27 protein-coding genes are annotated in these 22046 nt (G+C 43.5%); 2 read left to right on the forward strand and 25 right to left on the reverse strand.

Annotated features, from left to right (window positions below):
* Positions 1 to 80: 80 nt before the first annotated feature.
* The 9 genes from G7Y45_RS01685 to G7Y45_RS01725 form a co-directional block, all read right to left on the reverse strand.
* Entirely contained in the window at positions 81 to 1097 is a 1017-nt protein-coding gene (locus G7Y45_RS01685; RefSeq protein ID WP_165017264.1) for an efflux RND transporter periplasmic adaptor subunit, read from the reverse strand.
* 28 nt (positions 1098 to 1125) lie between these two features.
* Complete coding sequence (locus G7Y45_RS01690; protein ID WP_122143392.1) at positions 1126 to 2478, reverse strand: TolC family protein; 1353 nt, start codon at positions 2476 to 2478, stop codon at positions 1126 to 1128.
* Between the two features lie 49 nt (positions 2479 to 2527).
* On the reverse strand, positions 2528 to 3172 hold the full coding sequence (locus G7Y45_RS01695) for a TetR/AcrR family transcriptional regulator (RefSeq protein WP_005782249.1): 645 nt from the start codon (positions 3170 to 3172) through the stop codon (positions 2528 to 2530).
* Positions 3173 to 3564: 392 nt separating this feature from the next.
* Positions 3565 to 5061 carry a histidine ammonia-lyase gene (hutH, locus tag G7Y45_RS01700; protein ID WP_005811324.1) on the reverse strand — a complete coding sequence of 499 codons (1497 nt, stop codon included), beginning with the start codon at positions 5059 to 5061 and terminating at the stop codon, positions 3565 to 3567.
* Positions 5058 to 5687, reverse strand: a complete 630-nt coding sequence (locus tag G7Y45_RS01705; protein ID WP_005782244.1) for a cyclodeaminase/cyclohydrolase family protein — start codon at positions 5685 to 5687, stop codon at positions 5058 to 5060. The genes hutH and G7Y45_RS01705 overlap by 4 nt, the downstream gene beginning before the upstream one ends.
* A gap of 29 nt (positions 5688 to 5716) precedes the next feature.
* Positions 5717 to 6970 carry an imidazolonepropionase gene (hutI, locus tag G7Y45_RS01710; protein WP_005782242.1) on the reverse strand — a complete coding sequence of 418 codons (1254 nt, stop codon included), beginning with the start codon at positions 6968 to 6970 and terminating at the stop codon, positions 5717 to 5719.
* A 6-nt stretch (positions 6971 to 6976) separates the two neighbouring features.
* Positions 6977 to 7879: a glutamate formimidoyltransferase gene (ftcD, locus tag G7Y45_RS01715; RefSeq protein ID WP_122296496.1), complete on the reverse strand. Its 903-nt coding sequence runs from the start codon at positions 7877 to 7879 to the stop codon at positions 6977 to 6979.
* A 125-nt stretch (positions 7880 to 8004) separates the two neighbouring features.
* Positions 8005 to 9987, reverse strand: a complete 1983-nt coding sequence (locus G7Y45_RS01720; RefSeq protein ID WP_165017267.1) for a urocanate hydratase — start codon at positions 9985 to 9987, stop codon at positions 8005 to 8007.
* 148 nt (positions 9988 to 10135) lie between these two features.
* The gene (locus G7Y45_RS01725; RefSeq protein ID WP_005782237.1) at positions 10136 to 10768 is read right to left on the reverse strand and encodes a DUF6563 family protein; all 633 of its coding nucleotides are present in this window, start codon (positions 10766 to 10768) and stop codon (positions 10136 to 10138) included.
* Positions 10769 to 10937: 169 nt separating this feature from the next.
* Here G7Y45_RS01725 and G7Y45_RS01730 point away from each other — a divergent pair, with 169 nt between their 5' ends.
* Positions 10938 to 11159, forward strand: a complete 222-nt coding sequence (locus G7Y45_RS01730; RefSeq protein WP_165017270.1) for a hypothetical protein — start codon at positions 10938 to 10940, stop codon at positions 11157 to 11159.
* 168 nt (positions 11160 to 11327) lie between these two features.
* Positions 11328 to 13142, forward strand: coding sequence for a MutS family DNA mismatch repair protein (locus G7Y45_RS01735; RefSeq protein WP_032543029.1), 1815 nt, complete (start codon positions 11328 to 11330; stop codon positions 13140 to 13142).
* Between the two features lie 33 nt (positions 13143 to 13175).
* Here the strand turns inward: G7Y45_RS01735 and G7Y45_RS01740 are convergent, their stop codons facing one another.
* The 16 genes from G7Y45_RS01740 to rplF all read right to left on the reverse strand — a co-directional run bounded on the left by G7Y45_RS01740 (position 13176) and on the right by rplF (position 22033).
* Complete coding sequence (locus tag G7Y45_RS01740; protein WP_005782234.1) at positions 13176 to 13715, reverse strand: hypothetical protein; 540 nt, start codon at positions 13713 to 13715, stop codon at positions 13176 to 13178.
* A 107-nt stretch (positions 13716 to 13822) separates the two neighbouring features.
* Positions 13823 to 14230, reverse strand: a complete 408-nt coding sequence (locus tag G7Y45_RS01745) for a hypothetical protein (protein WP_032531568.1) — start codon at positions 14228 to 14230, stop codon at positions 13823 to 13825.
* A gap of 136 nt (positions 14231 to 14366) precedes the next feature.
* Positions 14367 to 14852, reverse strand: a complete 486-nt coding sequence (gene rplQ / locus G7Y45_RS01750) for a 50S ribosomal protein L17 (RefSeq protein ID WP_005811343.1) — start codon at positions 14850 to 14852, stop codon at positions 14367 to 14369.
* 3 nt (positions 14853 to 14855) lie between these two features.
* Positions 14856 to 15848, reverse strand: a complete 993-nt coding sequence (locus G7Y45_RS01755; RefSeq protein ID WP_005782229.1) for a DNA-directed RNA polymerase subunit alpha — start codon at positions 15846 to 15848, stop codon at positions 14856 to 14858.
* Positions 15849 to 15859: 11 nt separating this feature from the next.
* Complete coding sequence (gene rpsD / locus G7Y45_RS01760) at positions 15860 to 16465, reverse strand: 30S ribosomal protein S4 (protein ID WP_005782227.1); 606 nt, start codon at positions 16463 to 16465, stop codon at positions 15860 to 15862.
* A 119-nt stretch (positions 16466 to 16584) separates the two neighbouring features.
* Entirely contained in the window at positions 16585 to 16974 is a 390-nt protein-coding gene (gene rpsK, locus G7Y45_RS01765) for a 30S ribosomal protein S11 (protein ID WP_004296327.1), read from the reverse strand.
* A gap of 11 nt (positions 16975 to 16985) precedes the next feature.
* Positions 16986 to 17366, reverse strand: coding sequence for a 30S ribosomal protein S13 (rpsM, locus tag G7Y45_RS01770; RefSeq protein WP_002558050.1), 381 nt, complete (start codon positions 17364 to 17366; stop codon positions 16986 to 16988).
* 33 nt (positions 17367 to 17399) lie between these two features.
* A complete protein-coding gene (ykgO, locus tag G7Y45_RS01775) occupies positions 17400 to 17516 on the reverse strand; it encodes a type B 50S ribosomal protein L36 (RefSeq protein WP_002558051.1) in 117 nt (38 codons plus the stop codon).
* Between the two features lie 8 nt (positions 17517 to 17524).
* Positions 17525 to 17743, reverse strand: a complete 219-nt coding sequence (infA, locus tag G7Y45_RS01780) for a translation initiation factor IF-1 (RefSeq protein WP_002558052.1) — start codon at positions 17741 to 17743, stop codon at positions 17525 to 17527.
* A gap of 3 nt (positions 17744 to 17746) precedes the next feature.
* Positions 17747 to 18544: a type I methionyl aminopeptidase gene (gene map, locus G7Y45_RS01785; protein ID WP_005782225.1), complete on the reverse strand. Its 798-nt coding sequence runs from the start codon at positions 18542 to 18544 to the stop codon at positions 17747 to 17749.
* 14 nt (positions 18545 to 18558) lie between these two features.
* Entirely contained in the window at positions 18559 to 19905 is a 1347-nt protein-coding gene (gene secY, locus G7Y45_RS01790; protein WP_005782223.1) for a preprotein translocase subunit SecY, read from the reverse strand.
* Positions 19906 to 19909: 4 nt separating this feature from the next.
* Positions 19910 to 20356 carry a 50S ribosomal protein L15 gene (gene rplO, locus G7Y45_RS01795; RefSeq protein WP_005782221.1) on the reverse strand — a complete coding sequence of 149 codons (447 nt, stop codon included), beginning with the start codon at positions 20354 to 20356 and terminating at the stop codon, positions 19910 to 19912.
* 30 nt (positions 20357 to 20386) lie between these two features.
* A complete protein-coding gene (gene rpmD / locus G7Y45_RS01800; RefSeq protein WP_005782220.1) occupies positions 20387 to 20563 on the reverse strand; it encodes a 50S ribosomal protein L30 in 177 nt (58 codons plus the stop codon).
* 10 nt (positions 20564 to 20573) lie between these two features.
* Positions 20574 to 21092 (reverse strand): 30S ribosomal protein S5, encoded by a 519-nt coding sequence (rpsE, locus tag G7Y45_RS01805; RefSeq protein ID WP_005782218.1) that lies wholly within the window; start codon positions 21090 to 21092, stop codon positions 20574 to 20576.
* Positions 21093 to 21097: 5 nt separating this feature from the next.
* Positions 21098 to 21442: a 50S ribosomal protein L18 gene (gene rplR, locus G7Y45_RS01810; RefSeq protein ID WP_005782216.1), complete on the reverse strand. Its 345-nt coding sequence runs from the start codon at positions 21440 to 21442 to the stop codon at positions 21098 to 21100.
* A 21-nt stretch (positions 21443 to 21463) separates the two neighbouring features.
* Positions 21464 to 22033: a 50S ribosomal protein L6 gene (gene rplF / locus G7Y45_RS01815; RefSeq protein ID WP_005782214.1), complete on the reverse strand. Its 570-nt coding sequence runs from the start codon at positions 22031 to 22033 to the stop codon at positions 21464 to 21466.
* Positions 22034 to 22046 lie beyond the last annotated feature (13 nt).

Here is a 22046-nt window from a genome sequence, read left to right on the forward strand (position 1 = left end):
AGTGGATAATGTACCGGTATGCCGTAAATGGTGCCCCATACGTTATAAGGAAACACACGGCATACGGTTACATTGATTCATTATTTTTCTACTTCTACCTCAGTGCCGTTGATCAATCGGGTTTGACCGGCAATGACTACCTGAGAATTGTTGGGTACACCGGACTTCAACTCATACTCAGCACCCATGCGGCGTCCCAGTTCGACCTTATTGTATGTCACCTTTCCATCTTTGTATACATACACATAGCGGTCACCGGCACCTGCCTGTTTCACAATCGCCAGATCGGGAACAACCACATTCTCTTCCGTACCGAAGTTCAGACTGGCACGGGCAAACATTCCCGGACGTACTTTCTGATTCTGATTAGGCAACTGAATCTCTACCTGGAATGTACGGGTAGTCGGATCGATTGTCGGATAAATCAGGCTGATTTTGCCTTCGAAAGCCTCATCGCCATAAACATCCAGTTTCACATCGACAGGAGCACCTTTTTTCACTTTGGTAAAGTAAACCTCGGATACGTTGATCAGCAGCTTAACCGGAGTGATCTTCTCGACGGTCAGCACCGGATTGCCTCCGCTGTACATATCACCGCTATCATAATTGCGGGCAGTCACCACACCGCTGATAGGACTCAGCAAAGAAGTATTCTCCAGCAAATTCTGATAAGCCGTTTTCTTTACGTCATAGGCCATCTTCGCAGCATCCCATTCCGATTTGGAAGCACCACCCACTTTATAAAGTTCGTCAATACGCTTGAACTCCACTTCCTGGTTGTCCAGTTGCAGTTTAGTCTGTTTCAGGTTGGCAGCATCCATCTGTACCAGTCTCTGTCCTTTGGATACATGATCGCCTACCTCTACAAAGATTTTATCAATACGCACCGGTGATGAAGGCGCAATGTTATTCTTCACTTCAGCTTCTACAGTTGCCGTGTATTCCTGTATCTGTTCTACCGGGCGCGCTGTTACATCAGCCAATTTTACTTTTGGCTTTTCTTCTGTTTTTTCAGCGGCACCTTTGTTTTTTCCTCCAGTGCACGAGCCCAATAGCACAACGGCGAGCAGGGCTACTAATTGGAAACATCTTTTCATATTCAAATTTTAATTGTTGTGTGTTTAGTTACTCTGTTACCTCTTCTCTTCCCAATACCTGATCAAGATCAGCCTTTGCAACCAGATAGTCGTAAATAGACTGATTGTAGGTCAACTGGGCCTGTGTGAGCGCCACTTCCGAATCGTTCAGTTCAAGGATAGTCCCTTTTCCCACTTCATAACGTTTCTGGGCAATGAGACGTCCCTTTTCTGCTTGTACGATTCCTTCTTTATTGCTGACCACCTGTTCAGTGCTTGCGGCCATATTGTCCAGATAGCTGGTGGCCTGCATAGTCAACTGACGCTGTACGTTGGTACGGTTCTCGGTCAATTGCTGCATCTGAATCTTGGTCTGCTTCACCTTCGTAAAGTTACTTGCCTTAAACAAAGGAATACTCAGGCTCAAACCGACAGTAGAATATGGAAACCACTTATAGTGTGACATCTTAAAGTCATTATTCAGTGATGTATACGAATAGTTGAAAGATGCAGCCAGCGTCGGCATAAAGTTAGTCCGCTGAACAGCCAGCGTCTTCTTCAACAAATCGGCATTTAAATCCAATTGCTTCAAATCGCTGTTATTATTCAGGTTCAGCTGGTTGCTTTCCATCTGGCGACGGAACATCACCATTTCATAATCCTTCAGGTTACCGTCAGCGGCAATAGCTACATCGGTATCCATCCCCATCAGCACCTGCAACTGCAAACGGGCAAGATTCACCCCGTTACGGGCGGAAACAACCGAGGGTTTCAGGCTGCGCACCTGTACATCGGCGCGAATCTTATCGTACTCGCTAACCGTACCTTGCTCGTATTTGGCTTTCACCACTTCATAGTTAGCTTCTGCCTGTGCATAGCTCTGCAGAAGCACCTCGTAGCTGTCCTGTGCCAATAGCAGTTGATAATACGCCTTGGTCACTTGATTCACCAGATCGAGTTTTGACGAGCGTGCCTTCTCAACAGCCAGTTCTACATCCGATTTAGTCAGATTAATACTCTTGTAAAGTGCCGGAGCAAAAACGGGCAGACTCACATTCAGTCCTCCGCTATACGAGTTGTCCGAACCTACCTGGATGGTCTGCGATTCTCCGCCAAAGTCCATCACCATTGTCTGTTTTTTCAGTGTCCGCGAATAAGAACCTGTCAACGAAATCTCCGGAAATAATCCTCCGTATGCCTCCTTCTTAGCCTCTTTTTTCAGCTGAATCTCTTGGCCGGCCACTTTCATTGTGGGGTTTTCACTCAACGCAATTTCCAGTGCTTTGTCAAGCGTCAGTTGCAAGGTGTCTTTAACCTCCTGTGCCTGTACATAACCCACCGAGAGCAGTACAGCCACCGCTAAAAGCATCTTTTTGCTTAAGAAACATTTCATTTTGTTCATACAATAATTTTAGTTGTTTATCCTGGGAACTTCTTTGTGCTTCCCTATCTTAGTGTATTCTTTGTTTTCTATATTCCGTTATGAAATCTTCCAATACCCGTGCTCCTTTCTCTGTGGAAATTCCACGGATGTAGGTAAACATAATCGCCTCGTAAACCTCGAGGAAAGAATATTTATTGCAAATATCCGTATTCATCAACAGGTCGAGCTGCTCGTGAACCAACAGGTTGACAATGGCAAAGTTTACATCATCTCTGAATATCCCCTGTTTAATGCCCATCTTAAAAAACTCGATCGTACTGTCTGAGTCTCTTTCCCGGTAATTCTTCAGCAAGCTGTGAACTTTCGGATATTTCTTTATGTCCTCGAAAAAACGTTTGTTCGTTCGATGGAATGTCTCAATGCTCCGCTGATAGCATACAAGTATAACTTCAAGAACATTTTTCGAGTTAGCCAAAGTTTCCGCCAAGAAGGTATTCATCTCCTCCTGACGCTTTAAAATACACTCGGTCAGCAAGCTCTCTTTATCTTGAAAGACCTCATAAAGTGTACGTTTCGATATACTTAAGGACGCAGCAATGTCGTCCATCGTAATACTTTTGATACCATGTGCAGTAAAAGCTTCCGAAGCTGTCTCAATAATTCTGTCTCTTAGTTCCCCTCTTTGTGAGTTCTCTTTCACATTCTCAATCATTAACCCGTTCTTTTGTTGTTAGACTATCGATTATCAGCGTTTTCGCCTAATAGAAACGAAAAACTGAACAAAGATAAGCAGAAAACTCGACGGGATAAATCAGTTTCCTAATTATGCATACATATTTGATAAATATTATAACTTTCCAAACGAAAATCGAAACAAGTGTTAACAGAAATCAATGATGCAAAGATAAGGCTAAGAGATACTTTCAGAAAGGTATTCCCGCCCACCGAAAGAGAAAAATCGATAAACGACGGATATATTCCGATGAATAGGGAAGAAGAAAACCCCTCTCCCGCCCCTCTTCCGTGCAGGGAGAAGGGCAGACATTCAGAGGGGTGCTCTATCTATATCGCCTGCGGGATATAGACAGCTTGTAGAAAACGGACTTAATACTCAGACCTTGTCCGATTGAGGAAAGCGACCGTTTTATGAATTTCTTTGTACATCACGATATCGTCTTTCACAAACGGGACTTCTTTACGATATGCAGCCAGATATCGCTCAAGTATAGGTGAGGTTTTTGCCGGACGTCGAAACTCTATTCCTTGTGCGGCATTCATCAACTCGATGGCGAGAATGTGTTCCAGATTATCCATCACCCGAAAAAGTTTAGTGGCGGCATTAGCTCCCATACTGACATGATCTTCCTGACCGTTGGAAGAAACGATAGAATCGCTCGAAGCCGCATAGCAGTACATCTTGTTCTGGCTGACCATGGATGCGGCGGCATATTGGGGAATCATAAAGCCGGAATTAAGTCCGGGATTGGCAACCAAAAATTCCGGTAGCCCACGCAGCCCCATGATTAATTGTGCCACACGCCGCTCAGAGATATTGCCCAATTCGGCCATCGCAATGGCAAGGAAATCGAAAGAGATGGCCAATGGCTGTCCGTGGAAATTTCCACCGGATATAATCTGATCTTCGTCCGGAAAAATAGTGGGGTTGTCCGTCACCGAATTAATTTCGGTCAGCAATACAGAGGAGACATACCGGATGGCATCTTTCGTTGCCCCGTGTACCTGGGGGATACAACGAAAAGAGTACGGATCCTGCACATGCTTTTTGGGACGGGCTATCAACTCGCTTCCCTGCAACAAACGACGGAATATTTCTCCTGTTTCAATCTGTCCCGGATGGGGCCGGATCTGCTGAATACATTCCATAAAGGGATCAATACGCCCATCAAAAGCTTCAAGCGAAAGGGCGGCAATCATATCTGCTTTCTTTGAAAGCCGCTGTGCTTTGAGCAAGGCAAAAACTCCGTTGGCACTCATAAACTGAGTACCATTCAGCAAGGCAAGTCCCTCTTTGCTCATCAGCCTTACAGGCTCCCAGCCAAACTCGTCGAGCACACTGATGGCTTCACGCTTCTTACCTTTATAATATACATCGCCCACCCCGATCAAAGGCAAGAAAAGATTGGCCAACGGTGCCAAATCGCCCGAAGCTCCTAAGGAGCCACGGTCATAGACAATGGGCATCACGTCATTATTGAAGAAATCGAGAATGCGCTGCACAGTGATGACTTGCACTCCGCTATGCCCCAAAGACAGGGCATGTGCCTTGAGCAACAGCATCAACTTGACTATAACCGGACGAATCTCCTCGCCTACACTGCAAGCATGGCTTTTCACAAGGTTCTCCTGCAAGGTGCTGAGTTCATCGGGTGATATGCTTTTACTGCACAACGAACCGAATCCGGTAGTGATACCATACAACGGTTCAGTGGAAGCAGCTATTTTCCGATCGAGATAGTCACGGCATTTCCGAATGCGCTTTTGGGCTTCCGGAGCCAGTTCCAGTTTCAGATTTTCGTTAATAATGCGTTCGATGATTCCGAAAGTCAGTTCACCGGAGCCTACGTAATAGACATTATTCATTGATTCAGTTCTTGGTTGACAACTTCAAGTAATTCTTTCTCCCGCGTACAGGCCAATTGCTCCAGACGGCAGGCTTCCCGCTTCAATTCGTCGACAAAGGCTGTGTCTTTGAGCGAAGCCAGATTGATGCGGACATTCAGCAAAGCCCCCAATACCGCCGAACGGGCAGCCATCATGGCTACACAGGCATCGGTAATGGCATTTCGGTTACCCAGACGGGCTACATCGGCTATAATCTCCATCAACTCGCAGGCATTGCGTGCCACCTGCATCGGGATGAGTGCCGCAAAACGTGTGGCTTCCTGAATAGCAGCGCTCCGGGCAGCTTTCTCTTCATCCGTGGTCTTAGGCAATTTAAAACAACCGAAAACACGATCATACGCCTCGGAATCACGATCGATGTATTCGACAAAAAGCTCTTGCTGTCCAATGCTCAGGCGGGATATATGCTTCATCAGCTCCTCATGTTCCTCATACCCTTTCTTTCCAACGGTCAGTCCGGCTACCATGGCAGTCAGCGCCGAAGCCACAGCACCATTGAGAGCCGCTATACTACCACCTCCGGGTACAGGATCGCTACCGGCTACTTTATCTAAAAACTCTTTTACGGTTAATTCTGCTAACATAGTTCTTCTGATATTATCGGGTTTATATTTCAGACAGACGGATAAAGCACTCCGCCTTTGATAGTCGTATTTACGCAATTCATCCCTACATAATAAGGTAGAATATTATAATCGTCAGAATCGAGCACTACGAAATCGCCCTTTTTACCCACTTCGATGCTGCCAATGGAATCGGCACGGTTAAGGGCAGCCGCACCATTCAGAGTAAGAGCCGTAATGGCCTCTTCTACAGTGAACCGCATATGGATGCAAGCCAAGGCAAACGTCAGAGGTATGGAGCCGGAGAAACAACTTCCCGGATTCAGATCTGTAGCCAATGCCACGGCACATCCGGCATCGATCATATCCCGTCCGCGGGCATAGGGTTCCTTCAATGCGAAGGCAGTGAGCGGAAGGAGCGTGGCAACCACTCCCTTACGGGCCATAGCTTCGATACCTGCATCGGAAGCATGCAACAGATGGTCGGCAGAGACGGCACCTAACTCAGCAGCCAGTTCGGCCCCTCCTAAAGAAACGATCTCGTCGGCATGAAGTTTCGGTAAAAGCCCGTAATCTCTGGCGGCTGTCAGCAAACGACGTGACTGTTCAACGGAAAAGACACCCTCTTCACAAAACACATCGCAAAACTCGGCCAATGAATCCCGCTGAATGACGGGAAGCAGTTCACGGATCAGGAAGTCGATATAGTCATCGGGACGATCTTTGTATTCGGAAGGCAGCGCATGTGCTCCCAGAAAGGTAGGCACAATATCCACGCGCGTACATTCATCATTATTCAGGCTACGCATCACTTTGAGTTGCAGCAATTCCGTTTCACGGTTCAGTCCGTACCCGCTTTTACCTTCAACGGTGGTGATCCCCATGGAGGTCATCTTCCTCAAAAGTCCCTCTGCCCTGGAACGCAGGTAGATGAAAGAGAGTTTCCGGGTAGCTTCCACTGTACTGGCAATGCCACCGCCCCGCTGCATGATAGACATATAGCTCTCTCCTTTGAGACGCCAAGAAAACTCTTCGGCACGCTCACCCCCAAAGACAAAATGGGTATGTGAATCGACAAAACCGGGCAGCAGACATTTTCCGCGGGCATTGTAGTGCCAGAAGTGATGATAATACCCGTCACGTATTTCTCCCCGGTTGGGACCGACGTAAGTGATGGTGCCATCCACAACTTCGACTGTCGCATTCTCCAAGATTTGGAGTTCCGCCATCTCCTTTCCTTTCCGGGCTGAAAAGCCGAGAGGAGTTACTACTTTGGCATTAAATATGATTAAGTTTTCGCTCATGGTCCTTTATTCCATTATACGTGATTCGAGCACCTGCTGCATAGAAAAATTCTCCAAACCGAGATAATAAGAGGCGGTATCGATCAGTGCTTCCATCGGGACAAGCCCCACAATCTCGCTTCCAATAATAGTCACCCCATAACGGCGAGCCTCGATACGCACCAGTTCAAAGGCACGATAGAGGGCCGTACGGGTGTAATCGGTCATATTGATGGACACTTGGGTAATGTTCCGCTCTTTCAGTTCCACTCCCATCGCCTTGACATAACGCAGACCACCGTTGATGTGACGGATGTTCCTGGCAATCTTGGTCGCTATCTCAAGATTATCGGTACTTAGGTTGATATTATAGGCAACCAGAGGCATACGGGCACCAATAGCAACTGTACCGGCCGTAGGATGCCGGTCTGCCGGACCAAAATCCGGCTGCCACTCGGGAAGTTTGATTTTCCCGGCCATTCCTTCGAACTCACCTTTACGCACGGCAGCGAGATTTTCACGGTGGGGAGCGGTCGCCGACTTTTCATAAAGAAAAACGGGAAGATGATAGAGTCCGGCTACTTTCTCCCCCACCTCGCGGGAAAGAGAGACGGCTTCATCCATCGTCACGTTTTTAATAGGGATGAAAGGCACTACATCGACTGCTCCCATACGGGGGTGCTGTCCCTGGTGATGATTGAGATCTATCAATTCCACCGCAACACCGATAGCTTCGATAACGGCATCCCGCAAGGCTTCCGGTTCACCGACAAGAGTCACCACCAGCCGGTTATGATCTTCATCATTGCTATAGTCGAGCAACTTTACTCCTGCACGGGCACGAAACGGAGCAACAATACGATCTATTTTTTTAAGATCACGCCCTTCACTGAAGTTGGGAACGCATTCCACGATTTTATTCCAATTCATAACTATACGGTTTTGGGTTCACCACAGATTACACGGATTAACACAGATATTTCAATTTAACTCTCAGTAAAATAAATTATTAATCTGTGAGAATCCGTGTAATCTGTGGTGAGTTATATTCATTTCTAAATAATTATTCTCTTTATCAGCTCTTCATCCACCAGATAGGGCATCGTAATGTGATAAGTATCTCCATGCGACAGGTTGAAGGCCTCACTGGTTTCCATCGCATGTTCATTGCGTGCCCACGAACGGCGGGCTACTCCTCCCATCACATCCCAAAGCATAGAAGAACGGAGAATCTCGTCTACCCTCGAACTTCCGTCACATACCATGCCGAAACCACCGTTGACAGCTTTGCCGATACCCACACCTCCACCATTATGCAGCGCCACCAGACTCATGCCCCGGGCACAATTTCCGGCAAAGCATTGCACAGCCATATCGGCCATCACGTTGCTGCCGTCTTTTATATTGGAAGTTTCACGGAAGGGTGAGTCTGTCCCGCTCACGTCATGATGGTCGCGTCCCAGCATGATGGGACCGACTTCACCGTTACGCACCATTTCGTTAAACCGGAGGGCGATCTTTAAACGTCCGGCAGCATCCTGATACAGAATACGGGCTTGTGTGCCCACCACCAGTTGATTCTTACCGGCATCCTTTATCCAGTTATAATTATCAAGATCTTGTCCGCGGCGCTTCACATCAATGCACTCCATTGCAGCACGGTCAGTCTTGGCAAGATCTTCGGGCTTACCACTCAGGCATACCCAACGAAACGGACCATATCCATAGTCAAAAAGTTCCGGCCCCATAATGTCTTCCACATAGCTCGGCCAGATGAAGCCGTCTTTTTCATCCACTCCATTCCGTGAAATCTCTTTGACCCCGGCATCATAGATGGCTTTCATAAAAGAGTTACCGTAATCGAAAAAGTAAGTACCACGGGAAACAAGCTTCTTTATCACCGCAAAATGACGGTGCAGGGATTCGTTGACCAATCGGCGGAACGTTTCAGGAGATTCGTGCAACAACCGGGTACGATCTTCAAATGTGACTCCGGCGGGGCAATACCCTCCTTCATAGACGGCATGACAAGAAGTCTGATCGGACAAAAGATCGATCGGAATATCTTCCTGGGCGGCATATTCAAGCAGGTCAACTACATTACCATGATAGGCCACAGAACAAGGTTCGTGCCGTTCGGCAGCACTCAATGCCATCCGGAAAGCTGCATGAAGATCAGTAGTGATATACCCCACCCATCCTTGATTGTAGCGGGTCTCGATGCGGGAACGATCCACTTCGGCTATAATTGAAACAGCACCGGCTATTTCGGCTGCCTTGGGTTGTGCACCGCTCATACCTCCCAAACCGGAAGAGACAAACAAATGTCCGCTCAGATCCTTATCTTGAGGAATACCCAACTTGAGCCGACCGGCATTCAGCAATGTATTGAATGTACCATGCACGATGCCCTGCGGACCGATATACATCCATCCACCGGCCGTCATCTGCCCATAATTGGCAACTCCCATCTGGGCTGCTTCGTGCCAATCATGCTGATTGTCGAACATGCCTACCATCATCGAGTTGGTAATGATAACACGGGGTGCATCCGGACGGGAATGGAAAAGCCCTAACGGATGTCCGGACTCAATGACAAGGGTCTGTTCACGGGTCATCACTTCAAGGTATTGCTTTATCAACCGATATTGCATCCAGTTCTGACACACCTGCCCGGTCTCACCATAAGTAACAAGTTCGTAGGGATAAAGAGCAATATCAAAACAGAGATTATTGTCAATCATCACCTGAAAAGCTTTGCCCTCAATACAGTTCCCCCGGTATTCGTCAATGGGTTTAGCCTTGAGATCACCGGCCGGACGAAAACGGTATCCATAAATACGTCCGCGTGTTCGTAACTCCTCCAGAAACTCAGGAGCCAGTTTTTCGTGCAAGTCTACAGGGATATAACGTAATGCATTCTTCAAGGCCGTGGCGGTCTGCGCCGGAGAAAGGGTATATCCACGGTCGGGTGCCCGGCGAATACCTTCTACGAATGCCGGATATTCGGGCAACTGATTGCTGAGAGTCATTTTCATAATAAATGGAATTAAGGATTGCAAACTGTCAGCGTTACAATTTGATAACTCTTCGCAATATAGAAAAAAGGAAAGAATCTACAAAGATTTCGGTAGGTTTATTAACAAAAGGTTAGAAGAATAAAAGAAACCGGATAGCTAACGGCCGCTATTTCTCTTCTGCCTTCAACAGACGTAGATATTTATCGGTGACTTTGGCCGATTCGCTATTTTCATTCAGATAGGCAGTCTTCCAGTCCGGATGGCCTTCGAGCAACTCCTCCATCCTCTCTTTCCCGACAAATCCCACTTTATTGGTTTCAGGATCTATCTCATAATATACCCGTTTGGATATTAAAGCGGAAGCGGCAATGGCATCACCAAACTTACCGCCGAGCATTACATCCATTGTAGCATCGCTACCTGCGGCCACAGAACCAAGGGGAATGGCACTAAAATAGATATGATCTCCTATACGCAGGGCGGGAGCATACCAACCTCCGAAACGAAACTTTTTATAACGCAACCGTTTACAATTGATGTAAAGGGAGGTATCTGCCTGTACGGCATAACAACGGGACTTCAGATATTTGCACATGGAGTCGTCTGACCCGACACTGATCTTATAGTCAGCGCCACCGGTCATCAGAATATGATTCTTTGTACGTTTTTCCACTTTCAGCGAAGTAACCGTATCTCCTTCACAAGCGAGCAGCCCTTTCAGATTGGAATATACGACATTCTGCGCAGTAACTTCCATCACCAGCCAACTCATCAACAGCAGGAAACACAATTTCTTCATAAACGCACCCTATTAAAGATTTTCACGGCGGAAAGGTACACCTTTTAACGAACCGGAGCAAGTTTTCAGAAGAAAAGTTTAAGAAAAAGGAGAGAAACACTTGACTTTTGCTTAGCAATGTCGTATCTTTACTGACAGAATCATAAAGTACGTTCAATTTATATTAGGGATGAAAAAGGGAAGCCGTTGCTTCCCTTTTTTTATGATTCGCCTTGTAAAACCCGACTTGAAAAACTTATATGAAACATGGACGGAGGCTCTATCTATCTTGAAGCAAGGCTCTTCAGAAGTGAAACACCGGCTCTGTTCCATTCAAAGCAAGGCTCTCCGCCCTCTCTTCCCGGTAGCAACAGACCGCAATGCCGGTAGCATCCGGAGAGAACGTGGGTAGATAAGTGAACTTCTCCGGAAGGAACAGGAAAAACACTGAAGATTAGACCGGAAACCGACTCTTACGTTAATAATCAGTAAATCTGCTCTTGACAAAAACAAGCTCCGGGCAAGAGAATGGCGTACTCACACTAAATATATTATTTTTGCATTCAAACAACAGGAGAACATGGAACAATTGAATCTCATCATAGACACTTATCAACGAATCATCCTTGAATCGGAATCACAACTGGCAAAAGTTAAACGACACATCTATCGTATCGGTACACTACGGTTGATACTTTTTGCAGCCGGAGTTGCGGGTATTATCTACTTCTGGAGTGAAGGCAGACTGGTGATCAGCGGCATCGCGGCAATCACCTTTATCCCTTTCCTGCTGCTGGTGAAACTGCATAACCGTTTGTTCCGCCAGAAAGATTATCTTGAAAAGAAGATAGAAATCAACCGCCAAGAACTGCAGGCCATTGCATACGATACGTCTGCTTTCGACAACGGAAAGGAGTTTATCGATCCGGCACATCTTTATACCTATGACCTGGATGTTTTTGGTGAGCATTCACTCTTTCAGTATATAAACCGTACCGCTACGCAACCGGGCAAAAAGAGACTGGCCGAATGGATGAACACACACTTGAAAAATAAAGCAGAAATAGAGAAACGACAGGAGGCTGTAAAGGAACTGGCTCCGGAATTGGAAATGCGTCAGCACTTCCGTATACTCGGGTTGCTGCATAAAGGCAAAACGGCCGATGAAGAAGAGATCAGGAACTGGGCAACAAGCCCGGAATATTACCGAAAAAAATGGTATTTCCGGACCTTAGCCATCCTTGTTCCGTTGGCCAATGCCGTCTGCCTCGGACTGGCTATAGCCGGTGTCATCTCGTTCACCACGTGGGGAATTGTCTTCGCAGGTATAGGTCTCCTCAGCTCCTCTTTCTCAAAAGGTGTCAGCCAGATGCAGTCCGTATACGGCAAAAAGATGCAGATACTGACAACTTATGCACACCTGATTCATATAATCGAGGAAAAAGAGATGGAAAGCAGCGCACTGAAACGGGTGAAAGGACTGGTGGGAGGTGAAAAGCAAACAGCTTCGCAAGCGGTGAAACGTCTCACTGCCCTGATGAACGCCCTGGACCAACGGAATAATATGCTAATGCAATTTGTCCTGAACGGACTCTTCTTCTGGGAATTGCGTCAGGTAATGAAGATAGAAACCTGGAAAGAAAGTTTCGCAGCCAACCTCCCGCATTGGCTTGAAGCAATCGGAGAAATGGACGCCTATTGCTCATTGGCCACTTTCGCCTACAATCACCCCGGATATGTATTTCCAGAAATCGCGTCCAAACCATTCTGTATGGAGGCCGAAGCACTGGGACATCCGTTGATGGATCGAGATAAATGTGTACGCAATGATATTCAGATTGCAAAACGACCTTTCTTTGTTATTATCACAGGAGCAAATATGGCAGGAAAAAGCACCTATCTGAGAACCATAGGGGTAAGCTATCTGCTGGCGTGTATAGGGGCCCCTGTCTGGGCGGAAAAGATGAAGCTATATCCGGCACAGCTTATCACAAGTCTACGCACAACCGACTCTTTGACAGAAAATGAATCATACTTCTTTGCAGAGTTGAAACGACTGAAACTTATTATCGATAAACTAAACTCGGGAGAAGAACTTTTCATTATACTCGACGAGATTCTAAAGGGAACGAATTCCATGGACAAACAAAAAGGGTCTTTCGCATTGATCAAACAGTTTATGGCTCTGCAAGCAAATGGGATCATAGCCACTCACGACCTCTTGCTCGGTTCCCTTATCGATTTATTTCCTGAAGACATCCACAACTATTGTTTTGAAGCGGACATCACTAACAACGAACTTACTTTCTCATACAAACTCAGAGACGGCGTAGCACAGAATATGAATGCTTGTTTCCTGATGAAGAAAATGGGGATAGCCGTCATCAACGACTGATCCCCATGATATATTGAAACTTGAATTAAAGGATCAATGCCCTTTGATCTTAGTCAAAAAAGCTGCGATGGAAGCTGCTTCACCATTAGTGAAATAACGCACGGAAGTTATCGGGTTATAAGTATAGGGCACAAACTGGAACAGTTGTACGGCAGCAAACTTCTTATCTTCAGAAAGCATTACGTCTAAACGCAAATTTCCACTGGTACCTCCTTTAGCTGTGGACTGCAAAGAGAAATCACCCGACTTCACCATATCTGTCAATTCATCCAGATGCTTCAGATCAAAAAAGATGCTCTGCTCTTTGGCGACACTACCTGTCGGTAAATAAACAATCTCTTTGGATTTCCAGAACAGCCGGAAGACTCCAACCAGGAATAAGGCAGTGCCGAGCACCATAAGCCCCATACTGACAGTAGACGAACGGTCTTCCATTTCAAAGGTAGACACAAACGCGATCACTCCCGCCAATAACATGACGCAAGAGAAGATAAGTCCTGAAATACTTGTACGTTTTGCAATATCTGGGTGTGAAGATGCAAAAATAGTTGCATCAATAGCTTGGGTTGTCATAATATCTAAGTTTAAATTATTAGTGGATAATAGCTGAAAATAGTACCATACCTATTTTTAGCAGGTACAGTAAATCAAAATAATAATAGAACTAATAAATTAAACTCCTATACGATAATGCGCCTTAGAGCGAAAACATAGTATTCGCTTACTGGATGACAACAATAAGAAGTAGTGGTATCATAGAGTTTTCCCCAATGCTGAGACAAGGCAGCATCCCGGTCTGCCAACCTTTGGGCAAGACCTTTTAAAGAGAAAACATATTCGGCTGCTTGAATGCGCTGTATACGTGACATCGCAATTTGATGAACCTGAATACCTGCTCCGGCCAATTCGGCATCAGGAAAGTAAGGAGCCTGGGGACTGCTAACAGTTTCGTGCGTATCTCCTTTAAGCACTGACATAGCCATATAGGTATCTTGTTCCGCCTGTTCTCCTGCGAAATAGTTGTTGGCTACACAATGAAGCGCTACAGCGAACAACATGAACAATATAATTTTAATGAACTTTGCCATATCTACCTGCAAATATAACAGATTATTCAGTCAAACTGTTCATCTTCAAATCATTTTAAAGTATCTTTAGTAAAGTCAACAAAAAAGGCCACTCTTTCGAGTAGCCTTTTTTATATCTATAAGAATAATTGTTGAATTATTCTGCTGATTCAGCTTTCGGTTCTTCAGTAGCGGGAGCTTCAGCAGCAGGAGCAGCTTCAGTAGCTTTCTTTGAACGACGAGTACGAGTAGCTTTCTTAGCAACTTTTTCTTTAGCCATGTTTTCGTTGTAGTCAACGAGTTCAATGAAGCACATTTCAGCATTGTCACCCAAACGGTTTCCTGTCTTGATGATGCGAGTGTAACCGCCCGGACGGTCAGCAATCTTCACAGAGATTTCTTTGAACAATTCTGTTACAGCAAATTTATCCTGCAAGTTGCTAAATACAACACGACGAGAATTTGTTGTGTCTTCTTTAGACTTTGTGATCAAAGGCTCAACGAATTTCTTCAAAGCTTTTGCCTTTGCTACAGTCGTAGTGATTCTTTTGTGCTTGATCAAAGAACAAGCCATGTTAGATAACATAGCACTTCTGTGAGAAGCAGTACGACCTAAATGATTGAATTTTTTATTATGTCTCATTTTTTATTCTTTATCTAATTTATATTTAGAAATATCGGTTCCAAACGACAGATTCAGACTTTCCAGCAAATCATCAAGCTCGGTAAGCGATTTCTTTCCGAAATTTCTGAATTTCAGCAAGTCAGTTTTGTTGAACTGTACCAAGTCGCCCAATGTTTCAACATCAGCTGCCTTCAAACAATTGAGGGCACGTACTGACAGATCCATATCGACAAGCTTAGTCTTCAACAACTGACGCATATGCAATACTTCTTCATCGAACTCTTCGTTACCATCAACGTCATTACTTTCAAGAGTAATCTTTTCGTCAGAAAATAACATGAAGTGATAAATCAGAATTTTAGCAGCTTCTTTCAGAGCTTCTTTCGGGTGAATGGAACCGTCGGTAGTAATTTCAAGTACCAACTTCTCGTAGTCAGTCTTCTGCTCAACGCGGAAGTTTTCTACAGCGTACTTAACGTTACGTATCGGCGTATAGATTGAATCGATTGGAATTACATTAACATCGGTACAATATTCGCGGTTTTCATCAGCGGGGACGTAACCACGACCTTTGTTAATCGTAATGTCAATCTGCATAGTTGCTTTAGAATCTAAATGACAAATAACTAATTCCGGATTTAACACTTCAAATCCAGTCAAATACTTACCTATGTCACCTGCTTTAAATTCACTAGAATTCTCGATAGTGATGCTCACTTTTTCGCTCTCGAATTCTTCAACTACTTGCTTGAATCTCACTTGTTTCAGATTCAAGATAATGTTGGTAACATCCTCTTTTACTCCAGGAACACTAGAAAATTCGTGCTCAACACCTTCTATGCGGATAGTGGTGATAGCAAAACCTTCTAATGAAGAAAGGAGGATACGGCGCAAAGCATTACCAACGGTAATACCAAAACCGGGTTCCAAGGGACGAAATTCGAATTTACCGAATTTGGCATCCGCTTCCAACATTAATACTTTATCAGGTTTTTGAAATGCTAATATCGCCATGAAATTAATTATTATTTAGAATACAATTCAACAATCAAATGCTCTTTAATGTTTTCAGGAATGTCTGCTCTTTCAGGAATGTGCAACAATTTGCCTACCTTTGAAGCTTCATCCCATTCCAACCAAGCATATTTGCTGTGATTGAAACCAGCGAGAGAATTAGCAATTACTTCCAAAGATTTAGATCTTTCACGAACGCCAATCAACTGACCCGGTTTAACTGCGTATGAAGGAATGTTCACTACCTGTCCGTCAACCGTAATGTGTCTGTGGCTTACCAACTGACGAGCAGCTGCACGTGTAGGAGCAATACCCAAACGGAACACAAGGTTGTCAAGACGACCTTCAAGCATCTGGAGAAGTACCTCACCGGTAATACCTTTAGCTGTAGCTGCCTTTTCGAACAAATTGCGGAATTGTTTTTCTAATACTCCATAAGTATATTTAGCTTTCTGTTTCTCACGAAGCTGAATACCATATTCAGAAGTTTTTCTTTTTCTTGAATTTCCGTGCTGTCCGGGAGGATAGTTTTTCTTCGACAAAACTTTATCAGCTCCAAAGATACCTTCACCGAATTTACGGGCTATTCTTGATTTTGGTCCAGTATATCTAGCCATTTCTTTTTAAATATTTAATTGTTTATTCATGAACTCAATTTGTTGCAGCCGCGATTACAGAGAAGAAATTAATGCAATCCAAAAACAAAATCAAGTATCATTTTTATTAAAGGTAAATCTTAAACTCTACGTCTTTTCGGAGGACGACAGCCGTTATGCGGAAGCGGAGTTACGTCAATAATTTCTGTAACCTCAATACCTGCACCATGAATCGTTCTGATAGCAGACTCGCGTCCGTTACCCGGACCTTTAACATATGCTTTTACCTTTCTCAGGCCAAGATCAAATGCAATTTTAGCACAATCCTGGGCAGCCATCTGAGCTGCATAAGGAGTATTCTTTTTAGAACCTCTAAATCCCATCTTTCCTGCAGACGACCAAGAGATAATCTGCCCTTCACTATTTGCAAGAGAAACAATAATATTGTTGAAAGATGAATGAACATGCAATTGTCCATTAGCATCTACCTTAACATTTCTCTTCTTAGCTGCGACTGTTTTTTTTGCCATATCAACAATTATTATTTAGTAGCTTTTTTCTTATTTGCAACGGTTTTCTTTCTACCCTTACGAGTACGTGCATTGTTTTTAGTGCTCTGACCTCTTACAGGCAGACCAATACGGTGACGTACACCACGGTAGCAACCAATATCCATTAATCGCTTAATGTTCAATTGTACTTCAGAACGAAGATCACCTTCAACTTTATACTCTGCACCGATGATCTCACGAATCTTTGCAGCCTGATCATCTGTCCAGTCTTTCACCTTCAGATCTTTGTCCACACCAGCTTTATCTAAAATTTTTGCTGAACTACTACGACCTATTCCATATACATAGGTCAACGCAATCTCACCTCTCTTATTTTGAGGTAAATCTACACCAACTATTCTTATAGCCATATACTAAATTATTTTTTTTGCAAAAATAATAAATTATCCTTGACGTTGTTTATACTTAGGATTTTTCTTGTTAATAACATACAAACGGCCATTACGTCTAACGATCTTACATTCTGGCGTACGTTTCTTTAATGATGCTCTTACTTTCATATCTTATTTTATTTATATCTAAATACAATTCTTCCTTTCGATAAGTCGTAAGGAGACATTTCGACTCTTACTTTATCACCCGGCAAGATCTTAATGTAATGCATTCTCATCTTACCAGAAATATGAGCAGTAATCTCATGTCCGTTTTCTAATTCAACACGAAACATTGCATTAGACAATGCTTCAACTATAACTCCATCTTGTTCTATTGCAGATTGCTTTGCCATATATTATATCGCTTTATCTCCTAAAACTTCTTCTATGAATTTAAATGATGACAGAATATCAGCCTCGCCTGCACCTACCGCAATGGTATGCTCAAAGTGTGCGGCACATTTCCGATCTCTTGTTCTCACTGTCCATCCGTCACGTTCCATAATCACTTGTCGGTCACCTTGCGTAATCATCGGCTCAATTGCAATACAAAGACCTTTTTTCAAAAGTGTTCCGTATCCTCTTTTACCATAATTCGGAACTTGAGGATCTTCGTGCATGTCTTTACCAATCCCGTGACCGACAAACTCACGCACTACACCATAAGAATGGGATTCACAATAGTGCTGGATAGCATATCCGATATCACCGATTCTCTTCCCTTGTACAGCATTCTGAATACCAATATACAACGCCTCTTTAGTCACCTTCAACAATTGACGAACTTCTTCGTCCACCTCACCAACACAAAAGGTATAAGCCGAATCACCACAGAAACCATTCATGTATGTCCCACAATCCACCGAAACAATATCACCGTCTTTCAACACGATATCTCCCGGAATTCCATGCACGACCTCTTCATTAACCGATGTGCATAATGAAGCTGGAAACGGATCTCCATATTGATTAGGAAAGCCTTTAAAAGTAGGGACAGCACCATGATCTCTGATAAACTCTTCCGCTACCTTATCCAGTTCTTTTGTGGTAACTCCCGGTTTCACTAATTTGGCAACTTCAGCCAACGTTCTCCCAACAAGCAAGTTACTCTGACGGAGCAGCTCTATTTCATCTTCTGTTTTAAGAAATATCATTTCTACTCAAAGAATTAATATGCAGCTACACTACTACCAGTGCGTCCTTTGATACGACCTGACTTCAACAAGCCATCATAATGTCTCATCAACAAATGACTTTCAACCTGTTGCAGCGTATCTAAAACAACACCTACAAGAATTAACAGAGACGTACCACCGAAGAATTGAGCAAACTCAGCCTTCACACCAAAGATACCGGCAAATGCAGGCATAATAGCAATGAAAGCCAAAAAGAAAGAACCTGGCAAAGTAATACGTGACATGATGTCATCGATATACTCAGCAGTTTTCTTACCTGGCTTAATTCCCGGAATGAAACCATTATTTCTCTTCATATCCTCGGCCATTTGAGTCGGGTTAATGGTTATCGCAGTATAGAAATACGTAAATAAGATAATCATTACTGCAAAAACAAAATTATACCAGAAACTCGTATGGTCAGTAAATGCATGTACGAAACCACTTACATTGTTCGTGTTAGAAAAGCCAATGAAAGTGATCGGAATAAACATGATTGCCTGAGCAAAAATGATAGGCATCACACCAGCAGCATTCACTTTTAAAGGAATGTACTGTCTTGCACCGCCGTACTGTTTATTACCGACAATTCTTTTTGCATACTGTACAGGAATTTTTCTTGTGCCTTGTACCAAAAGAATTGCTCCTGCAATTACTATCAGCAGGAATACTATTTCAAATAAGAACATGATTAAACCACCAGTCTTATCAGTCATACGGGAAATCAACTCCTGGAACAATGACTGCGGAAGACGAGCAATAATACCAATCAAGATGATAAATGAAATACCATTACCAATACCTTTATCCGTGATTCTTTCACCAAGCCACAGGATAAACATACTTCCAGCTGCCAAAATAATGGTAGAAGTAACCATGAAAAGAGTCCAATCTAATGAAGCATTTAAGGAAGGTCCAGCCTGCATTTTAAGATTGAGCAAATAAGAAGGGGCCTGAACCAATAAAATAGCAATCGTCAAATAACGAGTATATTGATTCATCTTTCTTCTGCCACTTTCTCCTTCTCGCTGAAGTTTCTGGAAATACGGCACAGCGATTCCCAACAACTGAATAACGATTGATGCAGAGATATAAGGCATAATTCCTAATGCGAAAATAGACGCATTAGAAAATGCTCCTCCTGAGAACATGTTTAATAAGGCTAAAAGGCCCTCGCTTGTTTGTTGGTGCAATTGTGTCAGCATACCCGGGTTGATTCCAGGCAGCACAACGTACGAACCGAAACGGTAAATCGCCACAAACAATATGGTAATGAGGATCCGTTGTCTCAGATCCTCAATTTTCCATATATTCTTTAATGTTTCAATAGCTTTTCTCATTGAATCAGAGTTTTACTACATTTCCACCAGCAGCCTCAATAGCAGCAACAGCACTCTTAGAGAATGCATGAGCTTCTACACTCAGCTTAGCAGTCAAAGTTCCGTTACCCAATACTTTTACCAACTGGCTTGAAGAAATGAATCCAGCTTCAATAAAGTCATTAACTCCTATTTTTTCCAACTTCTTAGCTTCAGCCAATTTCTGGATTGTTTCTAAGTTAATAGCTTTATATTCCACTCTATTAATGTTCTTAAAACCAAATTTAGGTACCCGACGTTGAAGAGGCATCTGACCACCTTCAAAACCGATTTTTTTAGAGTATCCAGATCTTGATTTAGCACCTTTATGACCTCTTGTAGAAGTACCTCCTAAGCCAGAACCCGGACCACGTCCGATTCTTTTTCTTGTTTTAGTAGAGCCTTCTGCAGGTTTTAAATTACTTAAGTTCATATTGTAATTCGTTTTATATTCAACAAATAATTACTTAACAATGGCAACCAAGTGTTTAACCTTATCTACCATTCCAAGAATTGAAGGAGTGCTTTCGTGTTCAACCACACGGTTCAATTTGCGAAGTCCCAGTGCATCAAGAGTTCTTTTCTGATCAGCCGGAGCACCAATTCTACTTTTAACTTGTTTGATCTTTATAATTGACATATCTCCCTCCTTATCCTCTAAATACTTTTTCAACACTAATTCCTCTGTTTTGAGCAATCATTCTTGCATCACGCATTTCGCCCAAAGCCATGATAGTAGCCTTCACGAGGTTATGCGGATTTGAAGAACCTTTTGATTTAGCCAAAACGTCAGTTACACCAACACTTTCCAATACGGCACGCATAGCACCACCGGCTACAACGCCAGTACCATGAGAAGCAGGTTTGATGAATACCTCGGCACCACCAAACTTAGCTGTCTGTTCGTGAGGAACAGTACCTTTCAGTACAGGTACTCTTGTCAGGTTTTTCTTAGCCGACTCAACACCTTTAGCGATAGCTGCTGTTACTTCACCAGCTTTACCAAGTCCCCAACCGATAATACCTTCTTCGTTACCTACAACTACAATTGCAGAGAAACTAAAAGTTCTACCACCTTTGGTTACTTTAGTAACACGATTAATAGCAACTAATCTGTCTTTCAGTTCTATATCGTTAGTAATCTTAACTCTATTATTAACTCCTGCCATAATGATTAAAATTTAAGTCCACCGTTACGAGCAGCATCAGCTACTTCTTTTACTCTCCCATGATACAAGTAACCATTACGGTCGAAAACAACAGTCGTAATACCTGCTTCCTGAGCCTTTTTTGCAATCATCTCACCTACTTTAGCAGCAACTTCTTTCTTAGGCAACTTCTCAGTCATACCCAGTGAAGAGGCAGCAGCCAATGTCTTACCTGACAAATCGTCGATAATCTGGACATAGATTTGCTTGTTACTTCTAAATACACTCATACGCGGACGTGCAGCAGTACCTGACACTTTATTGCGTACTCTATATTTGATCTTAATTCGTCTTTCTATTTTTGTTGTCATAATAATACAAATTTACGTAAATTACTTAGCACCGGCTGATTTACCAGACTTTCTGCGAATTACCTCGCCAACAAACTTAATACCTTTACCTTTATACGGTTCGGGCTTACGGAAAGAACGTATCTTAGAGCAAACTTGACCAAGCAATTGTTTGTCACAAGACTCTAAAAGAATAAGAGGATTCTTATTTCTTTCTGACTTTGTCTCTACTTTGACTTCAGGAGGCAACTGTATAAAGATATTGTGTGTATATCCTAATGCTAATTCAATGATATTTCCTTGATTAGAAGCACGGTAACCAACACCAACAAGCTCCAATTCTTTCTTATATCCTTCAGAGACACCAACAACCATGTTGTGTACTAATGAACGATACAAACCGTGAAATGCATGTTTCTGCTTGGGATTATCCAGCATTGCATTTTCGTTTTCAGTTAAAGTGATGTGTCCATCTTCAATAGCAATATTGATAGCCGGGTTCACATACTGGCTAAGTTCACCTTTAGGTCCTTTAACAGTAACCACTTCACCGTTCAGAGTAACTGTTACTCCAGCGGGAATACTAATGGGTAATTTTCCTATTCTTGACATTGCTTTTTCCTCC

Origin of the sequence: Bacteroides sp. ZJ-18, from assembly GCF_011038705.2 — a bacterium.
GTDB lineage: Bacteria > Bacteroidota > Bacteroidia > Bacteroidales > Bacteroidaceae > Bacteroides > Bacteroides hominis.

What these genes read in the sequence shown, in the direction of transcription:
- G7Y45_RS01685 (WP_165017264.1), bottom strand. Translation starts at nt 1,097, where the DNA reads ATGAAAAGATGTTTCCAATTAGTAGCCCTGCTCGCCGTTGTGCTATTG.
- G7Y45_RS01690 (WP_122143392.1), bottom strand. Translation starts at nt 2,478, where the DNA reads ATGAACAAAATGAAATGTTTCTTAAGCAAAAAGATGCTTTTAGCGGTG.
- G7Y45_RS01695 (WP_005782249.1), bottom strand. Translation starts at nt 3,172, where the DNA reads ATGATTGAGAATGTGAAAGAGAACTCACAAAGAGGGGAACTAAGAGAC.
- hutH (WP_005811324.1), bottom strand. Translation starts at nt 5,061, where the DNA reads ATGAATAATGTCTATTACGTAGGCTCCGGTGAACTGACTTTCGGAATC.
- G7Y45_RS01705 (WP_005782244.1), bottom strand. Translation starts at nt 5,687, where the DNA reads ATGTTAGCAGAATTAACCGTAAAAGAGTTTTTAGATAAAGTAGCCGGT.
- hutI (WP_005782242.1), bottom strand. Translation starts at nt 6,970, where the DNA reads ATGAGCGAAAACTTAATCATATTTAATGCCAAAGTAGTAACTCCTCTC.
- ftcD (WP_122296496.1), bottom strand. Translation starts at nt 7,879, where the DNA reads ATGAATTGGAATAAAATCGTGGAATGCGTTCCCAACTTCAGTGAAGGG.
- G7Y45_RS01720 (WP_165017267.1), bottom strand. Translation starts at nt 9,987, where the DNA reads ATGAAAATGACTCTCAGCAATCAGTTGCCCGAATATCCGGCATTCGTA.
- G7Y45_RS01725 (WP_005782237.1), bottom strand. Translation starts at nt 10,768, where the DNA reads ATGAAGAAATTGTGTTTCCTGCTGTTGATGAGTTGGCTGGTGATGGAA.
- G7Y45_RS01730 (WP_165017270.1), top strand. Translation starts at nt 10,938, where the DNA reads ATGAAAAAGGGAAGCCGTTGCTTCCCTTTTTTTATGATTCGCCTTGTA.
- G7Y45_RS01735 (WP_032543029.1), top strand. Translation starts at nt 11,328, where the DNA reads ATGGAACAATTGAATCTCATCATAGACACTTATCAACGAATCATCCTT.
- G7Y45_RS01740 (WP_005782234.1), bottom strand. Translation starts at nt 13,715, where the DNA reads ATGACAACCCAAGCTATTGATGCAACTATTTTTGCATCTTCACACCCA.
- G7Y45_RS01745 (WP_032531568.1), bottom strand. Translation starts at nt 14,230, where the DNA reads ATGGCAAAGTTCATTAAAATTATATTGTTCATGTTGTTCGCTGTAGCG.
- rplQ (WP_005811343.1), bottom strand. Translation starts at nt 14,852, where the DNA reads ATGAGACATAATAAAAAATTCAATCATTTAGGTCGTACTGCTTCTCAC.
- G7Y45_RS01755 (WP_005782229.1), bottom strand. Translation starts at nt 15,848, where the DNA reads ATGGCGATATTAGCATTTCAAAAACCTGATAAAGTATTAATGTTGGAA.
- rpsD (WP_005782227.1), bottom strand. Translation starts at nt 16,465, where the DNA reads ATGGCTAGATATACTGGACCAAAATCAAGAATAGCCCGTAAATTCGGT.
- rpsK (WP_004296327.1), bottom strand. Translation starts at nt 16,974, where the DNA reads ATGGCAAAAAAAACAGTCGCAGCTAAGAAGAGAAATGTTAAGGTAGAT.
- rpsM (WP_002558050.1), bottom strand. Translation starts at nt 17,366, where the DNA reads ATGGCTATAAGAATAGTTGGTGTAGATTTACCTCAAAATAAGAGAGGT.
- ykgO (WP_002558051.1), bottom strand. Translation starts at nt 17,516, where the DNA reads ATGAAAGTAAGAGCATCATTAAAGAAACGTACGCCAGAATGTAAGATC.
- infA (WP_002558052.1), bottom strand. Translation starts at nt 17,743, where the DNA reads ATGGCAAAGCAATCTGCAATAGAACAAGATGGAGTTATAGTTGAAGCA.
- map (WP_005782225.1), bottom strand. Translation starts at nt 18,544, where the DNA reads ATGATATTTCTTAAAACAGAAGATGAAATAGAGCTGCTCCGTCAGAGT.
- secY (WP_005782223.1), bottom strand. Translation starts at nt 19,905, where the DNA reads ATGAGAAAAGCTATTGAAACATTAAAGAATATATGGAAAATTGAGGAT.
- rplO (WP_005782221.1), bottom strand. Translation starts at nt 20,356, where the DNA reads ATGAACTTAAGTAATTTAAAACCTGCAGAAGGCTCTACTAAAACAAGA.
- rpmD (WP_005782220.1), bottom strand. Translation starts at nt 20,563, where the DNA reads ATGTCAATTATAAAGATCAAACAAGTTAAAAGTAGAATTGGTGCTCCG.
- rpsE (WP_005782218.1), bottom strand. Translation starts at nt 21,092, where the DNA reads ATGGCAGGAGTTAATAATAGAGTTAAGATTACTAACGATATAGAACTG.
- rplR (WP_005782216.1), bottom strand. Translation starts at nt 21,442, where the DNA reads ATGACAACAAAAATAGAAAGACGAATTAAGATCAAATATAGAGTACGC.
- rplF (WP_005782214.1), bottom strand. Translation starts at nt 22,033, where the DNA reads ATGTCAAGAATAGGAAAATTACCCATTAGTATTCCCGCTGGAGTAACA.